Origin of the sequence: Streptococcus mitis, from assembly GCF_026782865.1 — a bacterium.
In the GTDB taxonomy this organism is placed as follows: domain Bacteria; phylum Bacillota; class Bacilli; order Lactobacillales; family Streptococcaceae; genus Streptococcus; species Streptococcus mitis_CG.
This window is the reverse complement of record NZ_JAKUXK010000003.1, coordinates 64,919-82,966: the sequence shown is the minus strand read 5'-3', so window position 1 is coordinate 82,966 and position 18,048 is coordinate 64,919. Positions and strand designations below refer to the sequence as shown.

16 protein-coding genes are annotated in these 18,048 nt (G+C 42.7%); 3 read left to right on the top strand and 13 right to left on the bottom strand.

Features of this window, described 5'->3' with window-relative positions; all coding sequences use genetic code 11:
• Window positions 1–9 precede the first annotated feature (9 nt).
• The 7 genes from dltB to MK482_RS00985 all read right to left on the bottom strand — a co-directional run bounded on the left by dltB (window position 10) and on the right by MK482_RS00985 (window position 8,915).
• On the bottom strand, window positions 10–1,254 hold the full coding sequence (gene dltB, locus MK482_RS01015) for a D-alanyl-lipoteichoic acid biosynthesis protein DltB (protein WP_268717755.1): 1,245 nt from the start codon (window positions 1,252–1,254) through the stop codon (window positions 10–12).
• Entirely contained in the window at window positions 1,251–2,801 is a 1,551-nt protein-coding gene (dltA, locus tag MK482_RS01010; protein ID WP_268717754.1) for a D-alanine--poly(phosphoribitol) ligase subunit DltA, read from the bottom strand. The genes dltB and dltA overlap by 4 nt, the downstream gene beginning before the upstream one ends.
• A gap of 20 nt (window positions 2,802–2,821) precedes the next feature.
• Complete coding sequence (locus MK482_RS01005) at window positions 2,822–2,953, bottom strand: teichoic acid D-Ala incorporation-associated protein DltX (RefSeq protein WP_124787468.1); 132 nt, start codon at window positions 2,951–2,953, stop codon at window positions 2,822–2,824.
• 223 nt (window positions 2,954–3,176) lie between these two features.
• Complete coding sequence (locus MK482_RS01000; RefSeq protein WP_268717753.1) at window positions 3,177–3,881, bottom strand: MIP/aquaporin family protein; 705 nt, start codon at window positions 3,879–3,881, stop codon at window positions 3,177–3,179.
• 70 nt (window positions 3,882–3,951) lie between these two features.
• A complete protein-coding gene (gene glpO, locus MK482_RS00995) occupies window positions 3,952–5,778 on the bottom strand; it encodes a type 1 glycerol-3-phosphate oxidase (protein ID WP_268717752.1) in 1,827 nt (608 codons plus the stop codon).
• A gap of 41 nt (window positions 5,779–5,819) precedes the next feature.
• Window positions 5,820–7,328, bottom strand: a complete 1,509-nt coding sequence (gene glpK, locus MK482_RS00990) for a glycerol kinase GlpK (RefSeq protein ID WP_000076786.1) — start codon at window positions 7,326–7,328, stop codon at window positions 5,820–5,822.
• Window positions 7,329–7,487: 159 nt separating this feature from the next.
• Window positions 7,488–8,915, bottom strand: a complete 1,428-nt coding sequence (locus MK482_RS00985; RefSeq protein ID WP_268717751.1) for a helix-turn-helix domain-containing protein — start codon at window positions 8,913–8,915, stop codon at window positions 7,488–7,490.
• Between the two features lie 164 nt (window positions 8,916–9,079).
• Here MK482_RS00985 and hslO point away from each other — a divergent pair, with 164 nt between their 5' ends.
• Both hslO and dusB read left to right on the top strand, forming a co-directional pair.
• Entirely contained in the window at window positions 9,080–9,952 is an 873-nt protein-coding gene (hslO, locus tag MK482_RS00980) for an Hsp33 family molecular chaperone HslO (RefSeq protein WP_000357854.1), read from the top strand.
• Entirely contained in the window at window positions 9,939–10,919 is a 981-nt protein-coding gene (gene dusB / locus MK482_RS00975; protein ID WP_000183308.1) for a tRNA dihydrouridine synthase DusB, read from the top strand. Before hslO ends, dusB begins: the two co-directional genes overlap by 14 nt.
• Window positions 10,920–10,989: 70 nt before the next feature.
• Here the strand turns inward: dusB and MK482_RS00970 are convergent, their stop codons facing one another.
• A complete protein-coding gene (locus tag MK482_RS00970) occupies window positions 10,990–11,688 on the bottom strand; it encodes a hypothetical protein (protein ID WP_268717750.1) in 699 nt (232 codons plus the stop codon).
• A gap of 287 nt (window positions 11,689–11,975) precedes the next feature.
• On the opposite strand from MK482_RS00970, the gene MK482_RS00965 reads away from it, so the two are divergent.
• On the top strand, window positions 11,976–12,206 hold the full coding sequence (locus MK482_RS00965; RefSeq protein ID WP_261012732.1) for a hypothetical protein: 231 nt from the start codon (window positions 11,976–11,978) through the stop codon (window positions 12,204–12,206).
• 72 nt (window positions 12,207–12,278) lie between these two features.
• Here MK482_RS00965 and MK482_RS00960 read toward each other — a convergent pair whose 3' ends face one another.
• The 5 genes from MK482_RS00960 to MK482_RS00940 form a co-directional block, all read right to left on the bottom strand.
• Window positions 12,279–13,052 carry an NUDIX hydrolase gene (locus MK482_RS00960; protein ID WP_268717749.1) on the bottom strand — a complete coding sequence of 258 codons (774 nt, stop codon included), beginning with the start codon at window positions 13,050–13,052 and terminating at the stop codon, window positions 12,279–12,281.
• Window position 13,053: 1 nt separating this feature from the next.
• A complete protein-coding gene (gene pnuC, locus MK482_RS00955; protein ID WP_268717748.1) occupies window positions 13,054–13,833 on the bottom strand; it encodes a nicotinamide riboside transporter PnuC in 780 nt (259 codons plus the stop codon).
• A gap of 9 nt (window positions 13,834–13,842) precedes the next feature.
• Window positions 13,843–14,901 (bottom strand): AAA family ATPase, encoded by a 1,059-nt coding sequence (locus MK482_RS00950; RefSeq protein WP_268717747.1) that lies wholly within the window; start codon window positions 14,899–14,901, stop codon window positions 13,843–13,845.
• 147 nt (window positions 14,902–15,048) lie between these two features.
• Window positions 15,049–17,481, bottom strand: coding sequence for an ATP-dependent Clp protease ATP-binding subunit (locus tag MK482_RS00945; RefSeq protein WP_268717746.1), 2,433 nt, complete (start codon window positions 17,479–17,481; stop codon window positions 15,049–15,051).
• A 1-nt stretch (window position 17,482) separates the two neighbouring features.
• Window positions 17,483–17,941 carry a CtsR family transcriptional regulator gene (locus tag MK482_RS00940; protein WP_004261972.1) on the bottom strand — a complete coding sequence of 153 codons (459 nt, stop codon included), beginning with the start codon at window positions 17,939–17,941 and terminating at the stop codon, window positions 17,483–17,485.
• Window positions 17,942–18,048 lie beyond the last annotated feature (107 nt).

Sequence of the window (18,048 nt, the reverse complement as noted above, 5' to 3'; positions counted from 1 at the left end):
TATTTCCTTTTATTTTTTAAACCATAAATCATTCAAAAATCCAGAAAAGATTAAGAATGACAGCATGACGACATGGAAGGTGACAACCATGCCAAGCAACTGAATCCAGCGATTCTCAGGTAGAGCAGTCTTCCCTGCTTTTTTCCGTTCCTTATTGAGCGTTTTTTTCTTGCGAATCCAAGCATCATTGATGACCAAGCCTAATCCATGAAAAAGTCCATAAGCGATATAGTACCAGGTCACTCCATGCCAAAATCCCATAATCAGCATATTTACAATATAGGCCACGCTTGAGGTTACATTGCGATTCTTAAAGACCTTCTTTCTGGTCAACACCATGACCATTCGCATAAAGACAAAGTCACGGAACCAGAAAGACAGACTCATGTGCCAGCGATTCCAAAACTCTTTTAAATCCCTAGATAAAAAAGGCTTGTTGAAGTTAATTGGACTATGAATCCCCATTAAGTTTGAGATTGCCAAGGCAAACATAGAGTAGCCTGCAAAGTCAAAGAAAAGTTCTAGACCAAAGGTATACATAACTGCCAAGGCATAGTGGTTAAAAAATCCACCTGACTGTAGGGATAGATTCTTCAGAGGAGGGAGTAAGGTCTCTCCTAAAATGTGAGCTATGATAAACTTATATAGAAAGCCAAGCATGATATACTTGACAGCATCTTCCAGCATATCTATCAACTCATCCTGCTCAGGAATGGTCTGATAATTTTCATTAAATCGCTTAAAGCGATCGATTGGGCCACTTGAAAAAGTCGGCATGAAGAGAAGAAAACGGAGGAATTCCCAGAGGGTAAAATCCTTAATCACTCCATCTCTCAGCTCGATGATAATCCCAACCGAACGAAAGGTCAGGTAAGAAATTCCCAAAAAACCAAGCAAAGACTGCGTTCCATTGATAGCCGGCTGCACCTTGACAAAGACAATCGGCAGTAGGGACAGAAAACTAACTAGGTAGAAGACCCACTTACCATCCTTACTTTTTCGATAGTGCTTATAGAAGAGCAGGAGTAATATTTCCCAGCACAGATAAATACCCAAGGCAGCCAATTGGTTAGTCTTCCCACCTACCAACATGGTGACGATAAAGAAGAGACTAACTAGCACTTCATACCAGGCAAAGCGTTTCTTGAAAAAGAGACCGATAAAGATGGGCAAGGTTGCAGCAATCACATAGACAAAATACTGAGGATTACCGTATGGCTCTAAATGAGGAAGCTGTTGAAAGAACTCCATCATCTCTTATTCACCTCGTTAATCAATCCTTTAATATCAATTTTTCCATTTGGAGTCAGTGGCAAACTGTCTCGATAAAGGAATTTGGACGGCATCATATAAGACATCATAATATCTGTCAAGTCTTCCTTGATAGCCTTGGTAATATCGATATCACGTTCAAACTGCTCACGGACACCATCTTTTAAGATGACATAAGCCAATAGATTTTGTACCTTGTGGTCCTTGTTATAGCGCGGTACTGCAACAGCAGACTCGATAAAGCGAGACTTATTGAGGTTTTGAGAGACATCTTCTAACTCAATGCGGTAACCGTTGAACTTAATCTGGAAGTCCATGCGTCCGCCGTAGAGAAGTAAGCCTTCATCTGTCATAGATCCCACATCGCCTGTGTGATAGGCTGGCAGTCCTTCAAATTCAAAGAAGGCTTCTGCTGTTTTTTCAGGATTGTTCATATAACCTTTTGAAACGGCTGGTCCAGAAACAATGATTTCCCCCTGTTCTCCATTTGGCAATTTATTGCCTTCCTCGTCAATGATAAAGGTTGGAGAATCAGCTTTGGTATAGCCGATTGGTAGGCGTTTGAGAGTTATCAACATCTCGTCTGTCACAGCAACAGCTGACAGGGCTACTGTCGCTTCTGTTGGGCCGTAGGCATTGATAATACGGGCATATGGGAAACGTTCACGTAGCTTTTGAGCCGTTTTAACAGTCAATTCTTCGCCATCAAAGTAGAAATGCGTAATTCCAGGCATTTTTTCGCTATTAAAATCTTCAGACAACATGGCCATATCCGCAAAAGAAGGCGTTGAAGTCCAGATAGCGATCGGCAATGAAAAGATGGTCGCAAAGAGTTGCTTAAAGTCCTGAGTGATGACAGATGATAAAGCAAAAAGAGTTCCTCCCAGTGCCAAGGTCGGAGCCCAATACATGACAGACAAGTCAAAAGAATAAGGTGGCTGAGCCAACATTTGCGGACGACTTGGCGTCGCAAATTCCTTGTCCGTAATCATCCAGTTGGTAAAGCTGAGGAGATTATCATGTGAAATCTGCACTCCCTTTGGCTTACCAGTCGTACCAGAAGTAAAGATAATGTAGTAGTTATCATCTCCCTTGACTGGATGCGTGATCTCATAGCTAGTCCCTTGAGCAAAGGCTTCATGAACCTGAGCTAGATTCAACATTGGTGTAGAAATCTGCTCCAATGGAAAGTCTGAGATGGCAATAATCAAACTTGGCTCCGCTACTTCTAAAATAGCTGAAACTCGCTCCAAGGCCGAATGACTATCAATTGGAATGTAGGCATGACCTGACTTAGTCAGCGCTACAAAAGTTGCCAACATTTCATACTCTTGGCCACCAAAAACAACCACAGGAGACTTCTCTGGTAAATCCAGTTGATCGATGGCTGCAGCCAAACTATCCGAATCAGACTTCAAATCTCCATAAGTGTGCTCCTGCCCCAAAACATTGTAAACAGGATAGGTAGGCTGTGTCTGAGCAAAATGCTCAATGGTTTCAATCATATCTACTATTGGTTTATTTGACACAATAGGAATTCTCCTTCAAGTTAAAATTCATTATAGATAAAGCTTCCTTGACCCTGACCAAGATAGCTAAAGAAGTAAAACAGCCCTAGAAAGATAAGAAAATACAAGGCTGTCCGACCAAGAAAGAGGTATAATTCTTTTCTTTGTTTCATCAAGAAAAACCATTCATTTCTGTAATTTTTGCTAAATAAGATAGATTCTCACTATAGTATTTTTCTACCATTGTACCACTTTATAGACTAGTTTTTCAATTGTTTGCCGTAGATTTTCACTAGATTTCAGCTTATTTTAAGGATTATGCAATTTTTCTATGTATATTTTTAAAAAAGCCTGAGATTTTCATCTCAAGCTCTATCAACATAATTGTTTTCTAGATTAGAAAACTGAGAATACAAGCACGGCCAAGGCTGCACCGATAACAGGTCCCACAACAGGAATCCAGGCATAAGACCAGTCTCCGTCTCCCTTGTTTGAAATTGGAAGGATACTGTGCATGATACGAGGTCCAAGGTCACGTGCAGGGTTCAAGGCATAACCTGTTGTCCCACCTAGTGATAGACCGATACCGACAATCAAAGTTCCCACTGCAAAGGTTCCGATTCCTGCTTGAAAGTCATAAAGTCCCAAAGCAAAGATTGTCAATACCAATACAAAAGTTCCTAGGATTTCACTAATCAAGTTTGATACAGTATCCTTGATGGCTGGTCCAGTACTGAAGGTTGCCAGGATATTGCCTGCATTTTCTTCTGCCTCATAATGTGGCTTGAATTGCAACCAAACCAAAATCTGACCCAGCATAGCCCCTGCGAACTGGGCTAAGATATAAGGCAAAACGGAAGCCCAAGGTAAGTCACCTTTTAAAGCTACACCAATTGTCACAGCTGGGTTTAAATGAGCTGGACTGAGCTTTCCGGATACAAAGACTGCAACCGCAACTGCAATCCCCCAACCCATGGTAATCACAATCCAACCTGCATTGTTGCTCTTGGTTTTTGGAAGAACTACACCTGCTACAACACCATTTCCTAGAAGAATCAGGATTAAAGTCCCTAGAAATTCTCCAAATAATTCATTCATCATTTTTCTGTCTCCATTAAAAAGGAGGAGAGGGTAGACTAGGAGTCCTGCCCTCCGCCTCTTTTATTTTTTCTTAATTTTTTAATTCTGCTAAATCGTTGCTAGCGAGAGCTGCTTCGACATCCGCACGGTAGGCTACTTTTTCCTCTTCTGTCCAGTCATAGAATCGTCCCATTTCATCCAAAACTGGCTCAACGATGCTATCCAAACTATCACGCATAAAGAGCATATGGTTGGTACGACGAAGGAGGAAGTCAACTGGGCTAAGAGCCAACTCATTGCGCATTGCATAGTGAAGTGACAAAGTGTCTGCCAAGCTGAGTCCTGGTGCTTGTTCCAAGCTGTGAGCAAGAGCAAAGACCTTCGGTGCATTTGAACCGTAAAGATTTGCTAGGTAATGAGCTTCCTTGCTATCCAAACCACGTGACACTCCAAGTTGCGCAAAGGCTTCGATTTCCGAGTCCACATTTGCTGGGTTCAATTCCCCACCTGAAACAGGGTAAGTCTTAGAATTGATGAGTTTAAAGCTACGGTCAAATTCTGCTTTGAGGATGTCAACCACGCGCTCCATAGCTCCTTCAGCCATCTTACGGTAGTCTGTAATTTTACCACCAGCAAGGGTTAAGAGACCATTGTCATCACGGTCCAAGCTCGAACCACGAGAAACTGCAGATGGGTCCAAATGTTTCTCAGAGGTGCTGCTTTCAAGCTTGCTGACAGCAGCCTCAACATCTTCACGCGTTTTTTCTTTAGAGAGATAAGATTCGACAGTCGCGATTAAGTTGTTAAAACTTTCATCACTGATGGTTCCGTTATTTCCTCCATTGTAGTCAGAAGCGCTATTGCCTGCGATCAATGGACGAAGACCTGCCCAGCTACTTTCGATATCATCAATGGTAATGTTTGCTTCTGGGAAGCGGTTGTTGACAATACCAAGTAGGTAATCTACATCTTCCTGAGTTACTTTTGGATGTTCCAAATCACCTGTGTAGTCTGTATCAGTTGTACCAAAGTAGGTCTTGTTTTCACGTGGGAGAACAAAGACCATACGACCGTCACCCAAACCTGTGTCAAAGTAAACTGGCTGTGAAACCTTAATTTTGCTTGAATCCACTACCAAGTGAACTCCCTTAGTTGGACGCATTTGTGAGAATTGTGTTCCCTTATTAGACAAATTGCGCACCTTGTCGCTCCAAGGACCTGTTGTGTTAATCACCAGACGGGCCTTGATTTCAAAGACTTGGTCTGTCAAGAGATCACGAGCTACAACACCTGTAATCTTGCCACTTTCGTCAAAGAGGAAGCCTTCTGCCTTAACGTGGTTGGCAATGAGGGCACCGTCTTGATTGGCACGTTTGATATTTTCAATCACGAGACGTGCATCGTTGTTACGGAAGTCAAGGTAAACCCCACCTCCTACCAAACCTTCTTTCTTCAAGTTTGGCTGACGTTCCAAGACTTCTTCCTTACTCAAAACCTTGTTAGCAGCTGGTGTGTTGTTAACTCCTGCCAAAAGGTCATACAAGTCCATAGCTACTTTAAGGCGGAAGAGGCTAAAAGTAGCTCCATCTTCGTCGTAAACTGGCAAGAGCATTGGATCTGGTTTTGGAATATGTGGTGCGATTTGTTGAACCACTGCACGTTCAGAAACTGTATCTGAGACCACTTCTACGTCGAATTGTTTGAGGTAACGAAGACCTCCGTGAACCAATTTTGTTGAACGGCTGGATGTTCCTTCTGCGAAATCCTGCATTTCAATCAAACCTGTATCTAGACCACTAGCTGCCGCCTGCAAGGCTACACCAGCACCAGTGATTCCTCCACCGATAATCAAGAGGTCCAAGGTACGTTCTTGCATTTTTTTAATTGATAATTCACGTGTTTTCTTTGAAAATTCCATATTTACACACTTTCTAACCGAGTCGCTTTATTCTTCCAGTATTAGTCGTCTACTTCCGCAAAGACTTGAGTCGCTTTTACAGCCTTCTTCCAGCCCTTGTAGAGTTGTTCCTTGCGAGATTCGTTCATCGATGGTTCAAAAAGTTCTCCTGTCTCGTTCAAGAGTTTCAACTCATCCAAGTCTTTCCAGTAACCTACTGACAAACCTGCTAGGAAGGCTGCCCCTAGAGCTGTTGTTTCCAAGTTTTTGGCGCGTGCGATATCGATTCCCAAAATATCAGCTTGGAACTGCATGAGGAAATTGTTCATAGCTGCACCACCGTCCACTTTCAAGACTTGGATAGCTGTCTGAGCATCCACTTGCATCGTATCGATAATATCACGCACTTGATAAGCAATTGATTGAAGAGTTGCCTTGATAAAGTCTTCTTTAGTTGTTCCACGAGTCAAGCCAAAGACAGAACCGCGAGCGTTTTGGTTCCAGTATGGAGCTCCTAGACCTGTAAAGGCTGGAACAACATAAACTTCATCGTTGTTGTGAGAATCACGAGCGTATTTTTCAGATTCTGGTGAATTTTCAACCATGCGAAGACCATCACGAAGCCATTGAATGGCACTTCCTGCGATGAAGATAGAACCTTCCAAGGCATAGTAAACCTTGCCGTTGATTCCGTAACCAATGGTTGTTAAAAGATTGTTCTCAGACAACTGCATTTCTTCACCGGTATTCATGATGATGAAAGAACCTGTTCCGTAAGTATTTTTAACCATACCTGGTTCAAAGGCCAACTGTCCAAAGAGGGCTGCCTGTTGGTCACCAGCCATACCTGAGATTGGCACTTCTCCACCGTAGAAATGGAATGGCGCTGTCTTACCGTAGATTTCAGAGTTAGAACGAACTTCTGGTAGCATAGCCTTAGGAATGTTGAGGATTTCCAAAATCTCATCATCCCATTTGAGTTCTTTAATGTTATAAAGCATGGTACGGGCTGCATTTGAGTAGTCGGTCACGTGAGCCGCACCGTCAGTCAATTTCCAAACCAACCAAGTGTCAATAGTACCAAAGAGCAATTCCCCTTTTTCTGCTCGCTCTTGAGCGCCCTCTACATGGTCCAAAATCCAACGAACCTTGGTCGCAGAGAAGTAAGCATCGATGATCAAACCAGTCTTTTCATGGAATTTTTCCACATAACCTTGACTTTTTAGTTGTTCAGCCAAAGGTGCTGTCTGACGTGACTGCCAAACGATAGCGTTGTAGATAGGAAGGCCTGTTTTCTTATCCCAGACAACAGTTGTTTCACGTTGGTTGGTAATTCCGATTGCTTCGATTTGATTTGGCTTGACACCACTTTCGATGAAAGCACCCGCAATAACTGACTGAACAGAGTTCCAAATTTCATTGGCATTGTGCTCTACCCAACCTGCCTGAGGGAAAATCTGAGTAAACTCTTTTTGACTCGAGCTGACCTTTTCTCCTTTTTTGTTGAAAATAATGGCACGAGAACTTGTAGTTCCCTGGTCAATGGCCATGATGTATTTTTCTTGTGACATGTGCTGTCCTCCTGATAAAGATCTTGAGGATGTTTCCTCTTTACACTTACTAGTATACAAAATAAAGCGCTTTCTTGTTTATCAACTTTTTTTAATTTTTTAAAAAATGTGAGGAGATTGTGTGAATTTCACAAAAAAGACCTGGAACAACCAAGCCTTTTAAGTGAATAATAACTGACGAATCCCTGCCAAATCTTCCAAATCCAAGTCGTTTTTTAAATAATAAACGGGAGTCTGTTCCTTCTTATGAATCGGGTTATTGGTAACCAGCAAATCATAATGCCGAGTACAATCATAGGCTTCAATGGTAATAAAACGATTGTATTCCAAATACCGTTTCAAAATGGCTGCCATCCTTGAAAAGACAAGAAAACCTGATGTCAAATCCAAACCAATCCGCATATGCTGGCCACCATTTTCAGCCATATATTCGATTAACTGGAGCCATTCCCAGAGAATCTTCTTATCCAAATCCGTCCCCTGTTGAAAAGCAGGTAGAGCATGAAAAATCTCCTCTGCCGTTCCCCTAAAATCATGTTCCATCAACAAATAAGGATGACGATTCTCTAACTGGTACTTGTAGCGATCCTGTAAAATATAGCCCTTATATAGATAGACTTGAGCACAAAGCTGACTGAGTTCATAGGTGACATGGTCCTCTGTATAATCACCCAGTAACTCCTCCTTCTTCATTTCTTGAATCAATTGCGTCAGCAAATCTGCCAACTGCCCTCCAAAACCAAGGATATATTCCATTGTATGAAGAGGAAGAATGCGATGGGATAGGAGGAAAGAGAAGAAAATCATCATCTCCCCATCCTCAGTTCCTAGGGGGAGGTGTTGCCCAGCAAAAAAGGACGAAGCCTTTCTCAGCAAACGAAGGTAGAAAATATTGTCAAAATACCCTCGCATTTTCTCTTCTATGACTTGAAACTGACAGGCATTGACCCGAAGACGCTGTTGACTGATATGAGCCCAGAGAACCAAGTCCAATTTCTGACCCGAAGACAAACTTGCACCGCAGATTTCTTCTAAAGTGGCAATCTCCTGTTTTCTCTCTGGTTTCTGCATGTGACCTTCCCATTCCTGACTCGACCAGACCTTGCGGAAAAGACAGAAATAGAAATAGCGAATCTGATGTTCTGGGCCTCGCCAACGTCCATTTTGGATGGATAAGTCAAATTCTAACAAAATCTGATTTAAACTAGCTAAGTGGCGACTAAGCGTAGCCTCGCTAATCATCAATTCTTGAGCCAGCTGATGGGCTAAAAACTGTTGGTGGTAGAGAAGATAGACTAAAATTTGGTATTTAACAGCATTCTCCAAAAACAGGCTCCGGATATCTCTCCCTTTGGTAGCTGCACCGATTGACAGGCGCAGATTTTCATCTTCTAAGGAGATAGTCAGCTCTAAGCCACTATCCAAAGCCTTGTCATTGAGAAGGGTGACATATTTGGTTAGGGTTGCTTTTGAAAATCCTGTTTCCTCCATTACAGCCTTGACGGTCGTCTGAGACTCTTGTAATAGAAAGGAAAGGATTGAAAATTGGCCAGATTCAGCCTTTTCCATCAAATCTCCTAAATACATTTGTTACCCCTTTCATTTTCTACCTTAAGCATAGCATAAATCTTAGAAATGCTGAAATAATCTGTTTCTCTTTTTATTTTCATGCTGATTTCCTGGTCCATTATCCTAAAAATCAGCAAACACACGGCTCCCCCTTTGGGCATTTTTATGCTAAAATAGTAGCTATGGATAAAATTATTAAAACTATATCAGAAAGCGGAGCCTTTCGTGCTTTTGTCCTTGATAGCACAGAAACCGTCCGCACTGCTCAAGAAAAACACCAAACCCAAGCTAGCTCAACTGTAGCGCTCGGTCGAACTCTTATCGCTAGCCAGATTCTCGCAGCCAATGAAAAAGGAAATACCAAACTTACAGTTAAGGTGCTGGGATCTAGCTCTCTAGGTGCTATCATCACCGTCGCTGATACCAAGGGGAATGTCAAAGGCTATGTTCAAAATCCTGGTGTTGACATCAAAAAGACTGCAACTGGTGAAGTCCTAGTCGGACCTTTTGTTGGAAATGGTCAATTCCTCGTTATCACAGACTACGGTACTGGAAATCCTTACAACTCTATGACACCCCTCATTTCTGGGGAAATTGGTGAAGACCTTGCCTTTTACCTGACTGAAAGCCAACAAACGCCTTCAGCAGTCGGCCTCAATGTCCTTTTGGACGAAGAAGACAAGGTCAAGGTTGCAGGTGGTTTCCTAGTCCAAGTCTTGCCAGGAGCCAAGGAAGAAGAGATTGCCCGTTTTGAGAAACGCATCCAAGAAATGCCAGCTATCTCGACCCTTCTCGAAAGTGAAGACCATATCGAAGCCCTCCTCAAAGCTATCTACGGTGACGAGGCCTACAAGCGTCTTTCTGAAGAAGAAATCCGTTTCCAATGTGACTGTAGCCATGAACGCTTTATGAACGCTCTTGCCAGCCTTCCAAGCTCAGACTTACAGGAAATGAAAGAGGAAGACCACGGGGCAGAAATCACTTGTCAATTCTGCCAAACAACTTACAACTTTGATGAAAACGACCTGGAGGAACTCATTCGTGACAAATCTTAATACACCCTTTATGATTGGCAATGTTGAGATTCCCAATCGTACCGTTTTAGCACCCATGGCTGGCGTGACCAACTCAGCCTTTCGTACCATCGCAAAAGAGCTCGGAGCTGGACTCGTTGTAATGGAAATGGTCTCTGACAAGGGAATCCAATACAACAACGAAAAAACCCTGCACATGCTTCATATCGATGAAGGCGAAAACCCTGTTTCTATCCAACTTTTTGGTAGTGATGAAGACAGCCTAGCACGCGCAGCAGAATTCATCCAAGAAAACACCAAAACCGATATCGTGGATATCAACATGGGCTGCCCAGTTAACAAAATCGTGAAGAACGAAGCTGGCGCTATGTGGCTCAAGGATCCAGATAAGATTTACTCTATCATCAACAAGGTCCAATCTGTCCTTGATATCCCACTTACTGTCAAAATGCGTACCGGCTGGGCCGATCCATCTCTGGCAGTAGAAAATGCCCTCGCTGCTGAAGCTGCAGGTGTTTCTGCCCTCGCCATGCATGGTCGTACCCGTGAACAAATGTATACAGGTCACGCAGACCTTGAGACCCTTCACAAGGTCGCTCAAGCTTTGACCAAGATTCCATTTATCGCCAATGGTGACATCCGTACGGTTCAAGAAGCTAAACAGCGTATCGAAGAAGTTGGTGCTGACGCAGTTATGATTGGTCGCGCTGCCATGGGAAATCCTTACCTCTTCAACCAAATCAACCATTATTTTGAAACAGGAGAAATCCTACCTGATTTGACCTTTGAAGACAAGATGAAAATCGCCTACGAACACTTGAAACGTTTGATTAACCTCAAAGGGGAAAACGTAGCAGTTCGTGAATTCCGTGGCCTCGCTCCTCACTACCTCCGTGGAACATCTGGCGCTGCCAAACTCCGTGGAGCCATTTCACAAGCTAGCACCCTAGCAGAGATTGAAGCACTCTTGCAGTTGGATAAGGCTTAATAGTTTAAAACCCGTAACTCTCTTAAAGGTTACGGGTTTTTGATTGTAAAAATTTAAATACTGAGGGGTATTACTGATTCAAAGTAACACTGGAAACCTTACCATCCGCTCCTGTTGTAATTTGGATGATTTTTCCCCCACCAATTTTGGCATTATACTTACCATCATCAAGAGTATAAGAATAACCTTTGATAGAATAATTTTCTTTCTTTCCATCAGAAGATTCTACTGTAAATTGACCACCTGATGAAACTGTGATGGTTTCGCCATTTGCTCCCTTCCAATTGCCCGCTGCAGCTGAGAAATCACCATCTACCATGGTTAAAACACCCTTGTAGCGTTTATTTTGCTCTGCTTGTTTGTCTTGAAGTTTGCGGTCAGTTGTAGGATCATAGCTTGATTGGTTAGACTGGGCTTGAGGAGTCTGTTGAGTTGAAGGAGCCTGAGCAGGAGTTTGTTGACTAGCCGCCTGTTGATTAGACACTTCTTGACCTTGTCTTTGCTCTGGTGCAGGTGCCGCTTGTGATGGTGTTGCACTTACTGAAGACTGGTCGGTAGATGCCTTGGCCTTTTCAGATGAAGCTGAACTTGAGGACTTCTGAGTCTTGCTTTCTTTGCTAGAAGAAGCTACTTTAGAACTTGATGATTGGCTTGTCTTAGCAGAACTGCTTGCTTGAGTTGTTTCCTTTTTATTTCCACAAGCTCCCAGTAGCAAAGTAGAAGCCAATACAGTTGCTGCCATCAATTTGATATAGGTTTTCTTTTTCATTTTTCTACTCCTTTGTAATATTTTAGAAATATAAAGAAATCTTTTTGTAATATAATTGTAACACTAGAATTTAAATATGTCAACAATTTATTTAAACTATTTTAAAAATCTTAAATACTTTAGATACATTTACTCTTCCTACTCCTTTATTCGTAATCTAATAGAAAAAACAGAAAAAAATTCCTATTTTGTTTAAAATTTTTTAAATCGCTCTTGTGTAATCGCTTGCATCTTTAACTGCAAAGGAATATAATAACATTGAAATAGAATATAGGAGGTGCACTCTTATGCTAAACAAGTATTACAAGTATCTTCCTTGGTTGATTTTGGGAGCTTTCTGGTCTTATCAATCTGCAATTCGCTACGCTCAGACTACATTTGATTTATTTTACTTAATAACCATTTTTATGATTGTAGATATAGCTTTATTGTACTTACACGAAACCTATTTAAAATATAAATACAAAGATTTATTCATTCGCATCATGAGCAACTCTAAGAAAAATAGCCATTCATAAAAACAGTCGCAACAGCAAATCAAACTAATAAAGGCAAATAAAGAGATCGGGAACTTTTCCCGACCTCGTTTTTTATTTCAATCGATAGGTTTTTCTTGGTTTCTTTTTAGGTACTCGTTTGAGTCCGACTTCTTCTACATATTCTCCGTATTTTACGAGAAAGTTATTACTGACGATTGGACGACCGGGGTTGATAAGATTGACCAGTTCAGTTCCTTCGTAGACAGTGAACTCCTCCTCCAGCAGATAAAGGAAGGTCGGATTCCAGTCGAGACGGCCTTGGATTCGTTTGATGGATTCTTGGATAATGGCATAATGGTCAAAAGCGAAGGCTTGCTCCTCCAACTCTACTCCCTCGAAGAAGCACTTGCCTGTCTGAAAATCAACATCTACGAAAACGACATCCTTGGCATCGTCCCCTGCTTGAACAAGTTCTAATGCACGACTAGGCAGATAAATCAAGTGGGCAATAGTCACTGTCCAGCCCCGGGGGTCACGGCTGGGGGTCGATACGGTCATCAATTGCTCGATTTTTTCCAAAGGAAGATCGAGATTGACTTCTTCTCTCACCTCACGCTGACAGGCATGCGCAGCGTCTTCTCCCTTGTCCATAAAGCCTCCAACCAGAGCCAAACAATTTTGATAAGGGTGAGCCTTGCGGCGGATTAGCAAAAGCTTGATTTTTCCTTCGACAAAGCAGTAGGCTACCATATCCACCGTCACACTTGGTTTTTCGTATTGAGGGAGTTCCTGCTTGTAGTACCAATTCAAAAACTCCTCCTGGCTGGCATGAATTTCAAAATATTCTTTTTCCGTCATCCCTGCTGGAATCATCGTGTCCGTCATTTTACGCCTCCTTACGAACTGCCTTGGTCCATTGGTACCAACCTACTAGACTATTGAGTGTGTAAACCCAGTACATCCCTTGGATGTGGATGTTTTCACCCCACCAGAGGTAAATACTAAAGAGATTAGTTGCAATCCAGAAAATCCATTGCTCACGGTAGAGACGTGTCATCAAGAGCTGACCAACACCATTGGTCGCATCGGTAACACTATCACGGAAAGGGCGAGCACTATGGATACTTTGGTAAGCCAAGCCCATACCAATCCAAATGATAGCAGTCAAAGCCAAGTACTTGAGCCAGTCAAGCACAGATAATTTCTTGGCTTCAAAATGAGATTCTTCTGCTTTTCCTTGATCATTAATACGATTAGACAGCCAAGCATAGAGACCAATCGGCTGCATGACAAAGAAGTAAACAGTCGTCAAAACTTCACCATAAAAAGTCGCATTCATGGCCAAAATCAAATAGATAGCAGAGTTAATAGCCCCGAAGAGATAATTGCTTGCACGTCCTTCTGCTACCAAGATAACACATACAATCCCAGTCCAAGAGGCAAACAAGCTCATCCAGTCATGACTTTCTGTATTTTGCGTGAATTCCAAGATCAAGGGAACACTTGACAGGACGATGAGATACAACCACTGGAAGAGACTACGTCCCATAAAGAGATCCTTCCAGAGCAGACGCATGATCCCTGCAAAACCGATCTTGCGGGCTTCCGCATGGACATTTTTAAAGTTTTCGATAAATTGTGTGATTTTTTCAGTTAATTTTTTCATATTTTTCTCCTAATCTGCTTGGTAAATGGCATCAATAGCCACTTTGGCTGCTTCATAATTGCCTAGGTAATCCTCAGCTAGATAAACTAGTGGAATGGTGGTTAAATATCGCTCCCTCATCTGATCCAAATGTTGTGAAAAACTATGACGAATATGGTCTTCTGCCATGGTCATATCTCTAAAGCCGTCATTGACATAGGAGCCGACAGGTTGCACAAAGAGAATCAAGTCCCATTTTTCCTTAGCCAAGATCGAAACAAAAAGATTGTCAAAGGTTTCTCCTGATAAGTCCTCTTGGTCCTCAGCCTCCATGTAATAATCATAGTAGCCCTTGGTTACTAAGGAGTTGGTGTCTGCTATCACCAGTCCCCTATTGGCATTGCTATCGATTAACTTAGAGGTCTGGTCATACTGCCCCAACAGGAGATAATAGTAATCCTTTGGAGTCAATTCATCGTCGCGGACATTGTTTTTGATCTGATACTCACGCGCGTATTCCAAACTGACGGGTGCATCGTAATACCTTGCCAAATCCTTGGCCAGAGTGGTCTTCCCATTGCTGGCACTTCCCATAATCAACACTTTCTTTGTAAACTGACGACGGAAGGGTTGAGCGATATATTTCCAATATTTGCTTGGATTTTCTCGAATCATAGTCGCTGAGATACCAAACTTTCGTTCTTGTAAGACAGTCTCAAAGCCACGATTAGATAATTCTTGCTGGTAGTCTGCTTCTCCCACAAAGAAAATTAGTTCTTGCTGGGTTTCATCATAGGAAATCTCTGCAAACATCTGATTCAACCACTCCTGCCAGCCCATAGGGTAACGGGGAAGATTGGTCTCATCTAACTTGCAAACGGAGGTCAACTCGTCATCACCAAAGGCCTCTCGGATATAGCGAAATCTTTTTTGAAGCGTTAAGCCTACCTGTTCCCCTCTGTCTCCCTCATAGCCTGAAACGACAACCCAGACCTGGTCACACTGTCGCTTGGCTCGCTGGATCAGATCGATATGACCTTGATGAAGCGGAGCAAAGGTTCCAAATACCACTGCTGTTTTCTTTTTCATAAACGCATTACCTTTTTATGATTTTTGATATTTTCATTATCTATGTTTTTATTATAAACTATATTTTTGTTTTGTCAATAGTTTTTTATTGTTTTTTATAAAAAAGTAGCGAAAAAGAGAACCAAGATTGCTCTTGATTCTCCATTTTTATGCAATATCAAATTTTAACTGGCCTGCTTTAACACCAATCTTAAGTGTGCTGCCTGCCTCTAATTCTCCCTTGAGAAGAAGTTCTGCCAACTTGTCTTCCACTTCTGTTTGTAGGATTCTACGAAGTGGACGAGCTCCCATCTCTGGGTCATATCCTTGATTTGCCAACAATTTCAGTGCGGAAGCTTGTAATTTCAAGTCAATGCCTTTTTCAGCCAAACTTGCCACTAAAGGTTTGACCATAATCTTCACCACTTCCTGCATATGGTCGCTAGACAGGCTATGGAAGACCACCTTTTCATCAATACGGTTGATAAACTCAGGTCTATAAGCCTTTTTCAGCTCTTCGAACATGCGTTTTTCCATATTCTCCTGGTCAAAACGAATGTCCTTTGCCCCAAATCCAACTGTCTTGTCATCACGAAGGGCTGTCGCACCAAGGTTTGATGTCATGATGATAATGGTATTTGAAAAGTCGACCTTGCGTCCCTTACTATCTGTCAAGACACCGTCATCCAAGACCTGCAAGAGAACATTAAAGATGTCTGGGTGGGCCTTCTCTACCTCGTCAAAGAGGAGAACAGAGTATGGTTTGTTGCGAACTTTCTCGGTCAACTCCCCACCTTCTTCATAACCCACATAACCTGGAGGAGCTCCGTTGAGACGGCTGGCTGCGAATTTCTCCATATACTCACTCATATCAAAGCGGATAAGGGCTGATTCGTCATCAAAAAGAACTTCCGCCAAAGCCTTGGCTAATTCGGTCTTACCGACACCTGTAGGCCCTAAGAACATAAAGGAACCAATCGGACGCTTATGACTGCGAATCCCTGACTGGTTGCGGCGAATGGCACGGCTAATGCTTGAAACTGCTTGATCTTGACCGATGACACGTTTGTGCAATTCAGCTTCCAGATTCAGATATTTTTTAGCATCAGTCTGGGTCAGTTTTTGGACTGGAATACCTGACAAGCGACTCAAGGTAGTCAAAATATCAGACTCTGTCACCAAGTCTTTATAGACAGGCACTTCCTCTTCTTTTGCGATTAGCTGGGCTGCCTGTTTCCACTTGCCATCCATCAGGGCCTTGTCAGCTGGACTTAAGCCAGAATCATCTGCTGTTACATGCTTAGCCTTATTTTGCACTGTTGCTGCTGCTTCATCTAAGAGGTCAATAGCAGAATCTGGCAAGTGACGGCTAGTCAAGTAACGATGGGCCATCTTGACAGCTGTTTCAACCGCTTCATCTGTGATTTGCACCCGGTGATGTTTCTCATAAGTCGCCTTCAAGCCTTGCAAAATGGTCATGCTGTCTGCCACGCTTGGCTCTTCGATCGTCACTTTGGCGAATCGACGAGAAAGGGCCGCATCTTTTTCGATGTGTTTTTGATATTCTTCCTGAGTAGTCGCACCAACCGTTCTCAAGGTGCCACGCGCCAAGGCTGGCTTCAAGATATTGGCCGCATCTAGAGTTGAGTCAATCCCGCTCCCAGAACCCATGATAGTGTGGAGTTCATCGATAAAGAGGATGACTTGACCATCTTCTTCAATATCCTTGATGATATTGTTCATGCGTTCTTCAAAGTCACCACGGAAGCGTGTCCCTGCAACGACATTCATCAAGTCAAGCTCTAACACGCGCATCTTAGCCATTTCCGCAGGTACATCACCACTAGCAATACGCTGGGCAAGACCAAGCGCCAGAGCTGTTTTTCCGACACCGGCATCCCCAACCAAGACAGGATTATTCTTTATCTTCCGACTCAAGATTTGAATCATACGCGAGATTTCCTTGTCCCGACCGATGACTGGTTCTAACTTGCCAGAACGCGCTTGCCCTGTCAAATCATGCGTATAGTCCTCGAGACCTCCGCTCGGAGTCTGGGGCATCCCCATCATATTGGCCATAGAATTTTGCTTGTCAGCTACTGTACGATGGCGTTGGCGTATAGCCTTGAGATCTTCTCGAGTCCAGCCTGCACGTTCTTCTAGATTTCGACGTAGGGCAGCAATCTTAACCTGATCTTTCTTGTCTTCATAAGAAAAACCAGCCCTTTCCAAGATACGAGTCGCCAAGGCATTGCCATCATGCAAAATCGCATAAAGGACGTGCTCCGTCCCCAGCACCTTAGCATGAACCACTGACGCTACATACTCTGCTTCATCAAAAAGGACCTGCAAACGATGAGAAAACGGCAATTCCGTAAAGGTTTCATCCTGGCTATAGTCCGTTTCAGTTAGTTCCAAAGCCACCTCTTCTAAACGGTCCATCTCATATGGATAATCATTTAAAGTTGCCCCTGCCACACTATAACTGTGATTGGACATGGCAATCAACAAGTGCCAAGACTCTAGGTAACGAGCTCCAAAATGGCCAGCAACCATGTAGGCACTTTCGATACATTCATTCAATGCTTTTGAATAGTTCATCTTACTTCCCTTTTCTATCTACTTCTTGTATGACCTGTCGTAGCATATTTGCACGAACAACTGGAGCTTCTTCTCCTAGAACGCGATCTAAAGCTACTGCCACCAGCAAATTCATCTCCTGCTTGGTCATCAATTCCTGCTCAACCAAAAGCTGTAGAATATCCTCATAAATTTCTTGACTGACCCGCTCACCAATCGAGTAAAGCAGCTCCCTGAGCATTTCATGATGACTAGAAAACTCAATCCGTCCTATACGAATGTAGCCTCCGCCACCACGCTTACTTTCAACCAAGTAGCCTCTACTTTCCGTAAAGCGTGTCTTGATCACATAGTTAATCTGACTAGGGACAACCTGAAAGGTATCTGCCAACTGACTCCGTTGCAACTCCACAATACCAGATTGATCTAAAATCGCCTTGATGTAGGCCTCAATATGATCCGATGTATTTTTAAATCTCATTACAAACCCACCTCTCTCTTTAAACCTTGACTATCTTTGACTATTATACCGAAATTTTCTCATTTTTAAAAGAAAAAGGGCGCTGGTAAAGGATAATCTTCACCAAC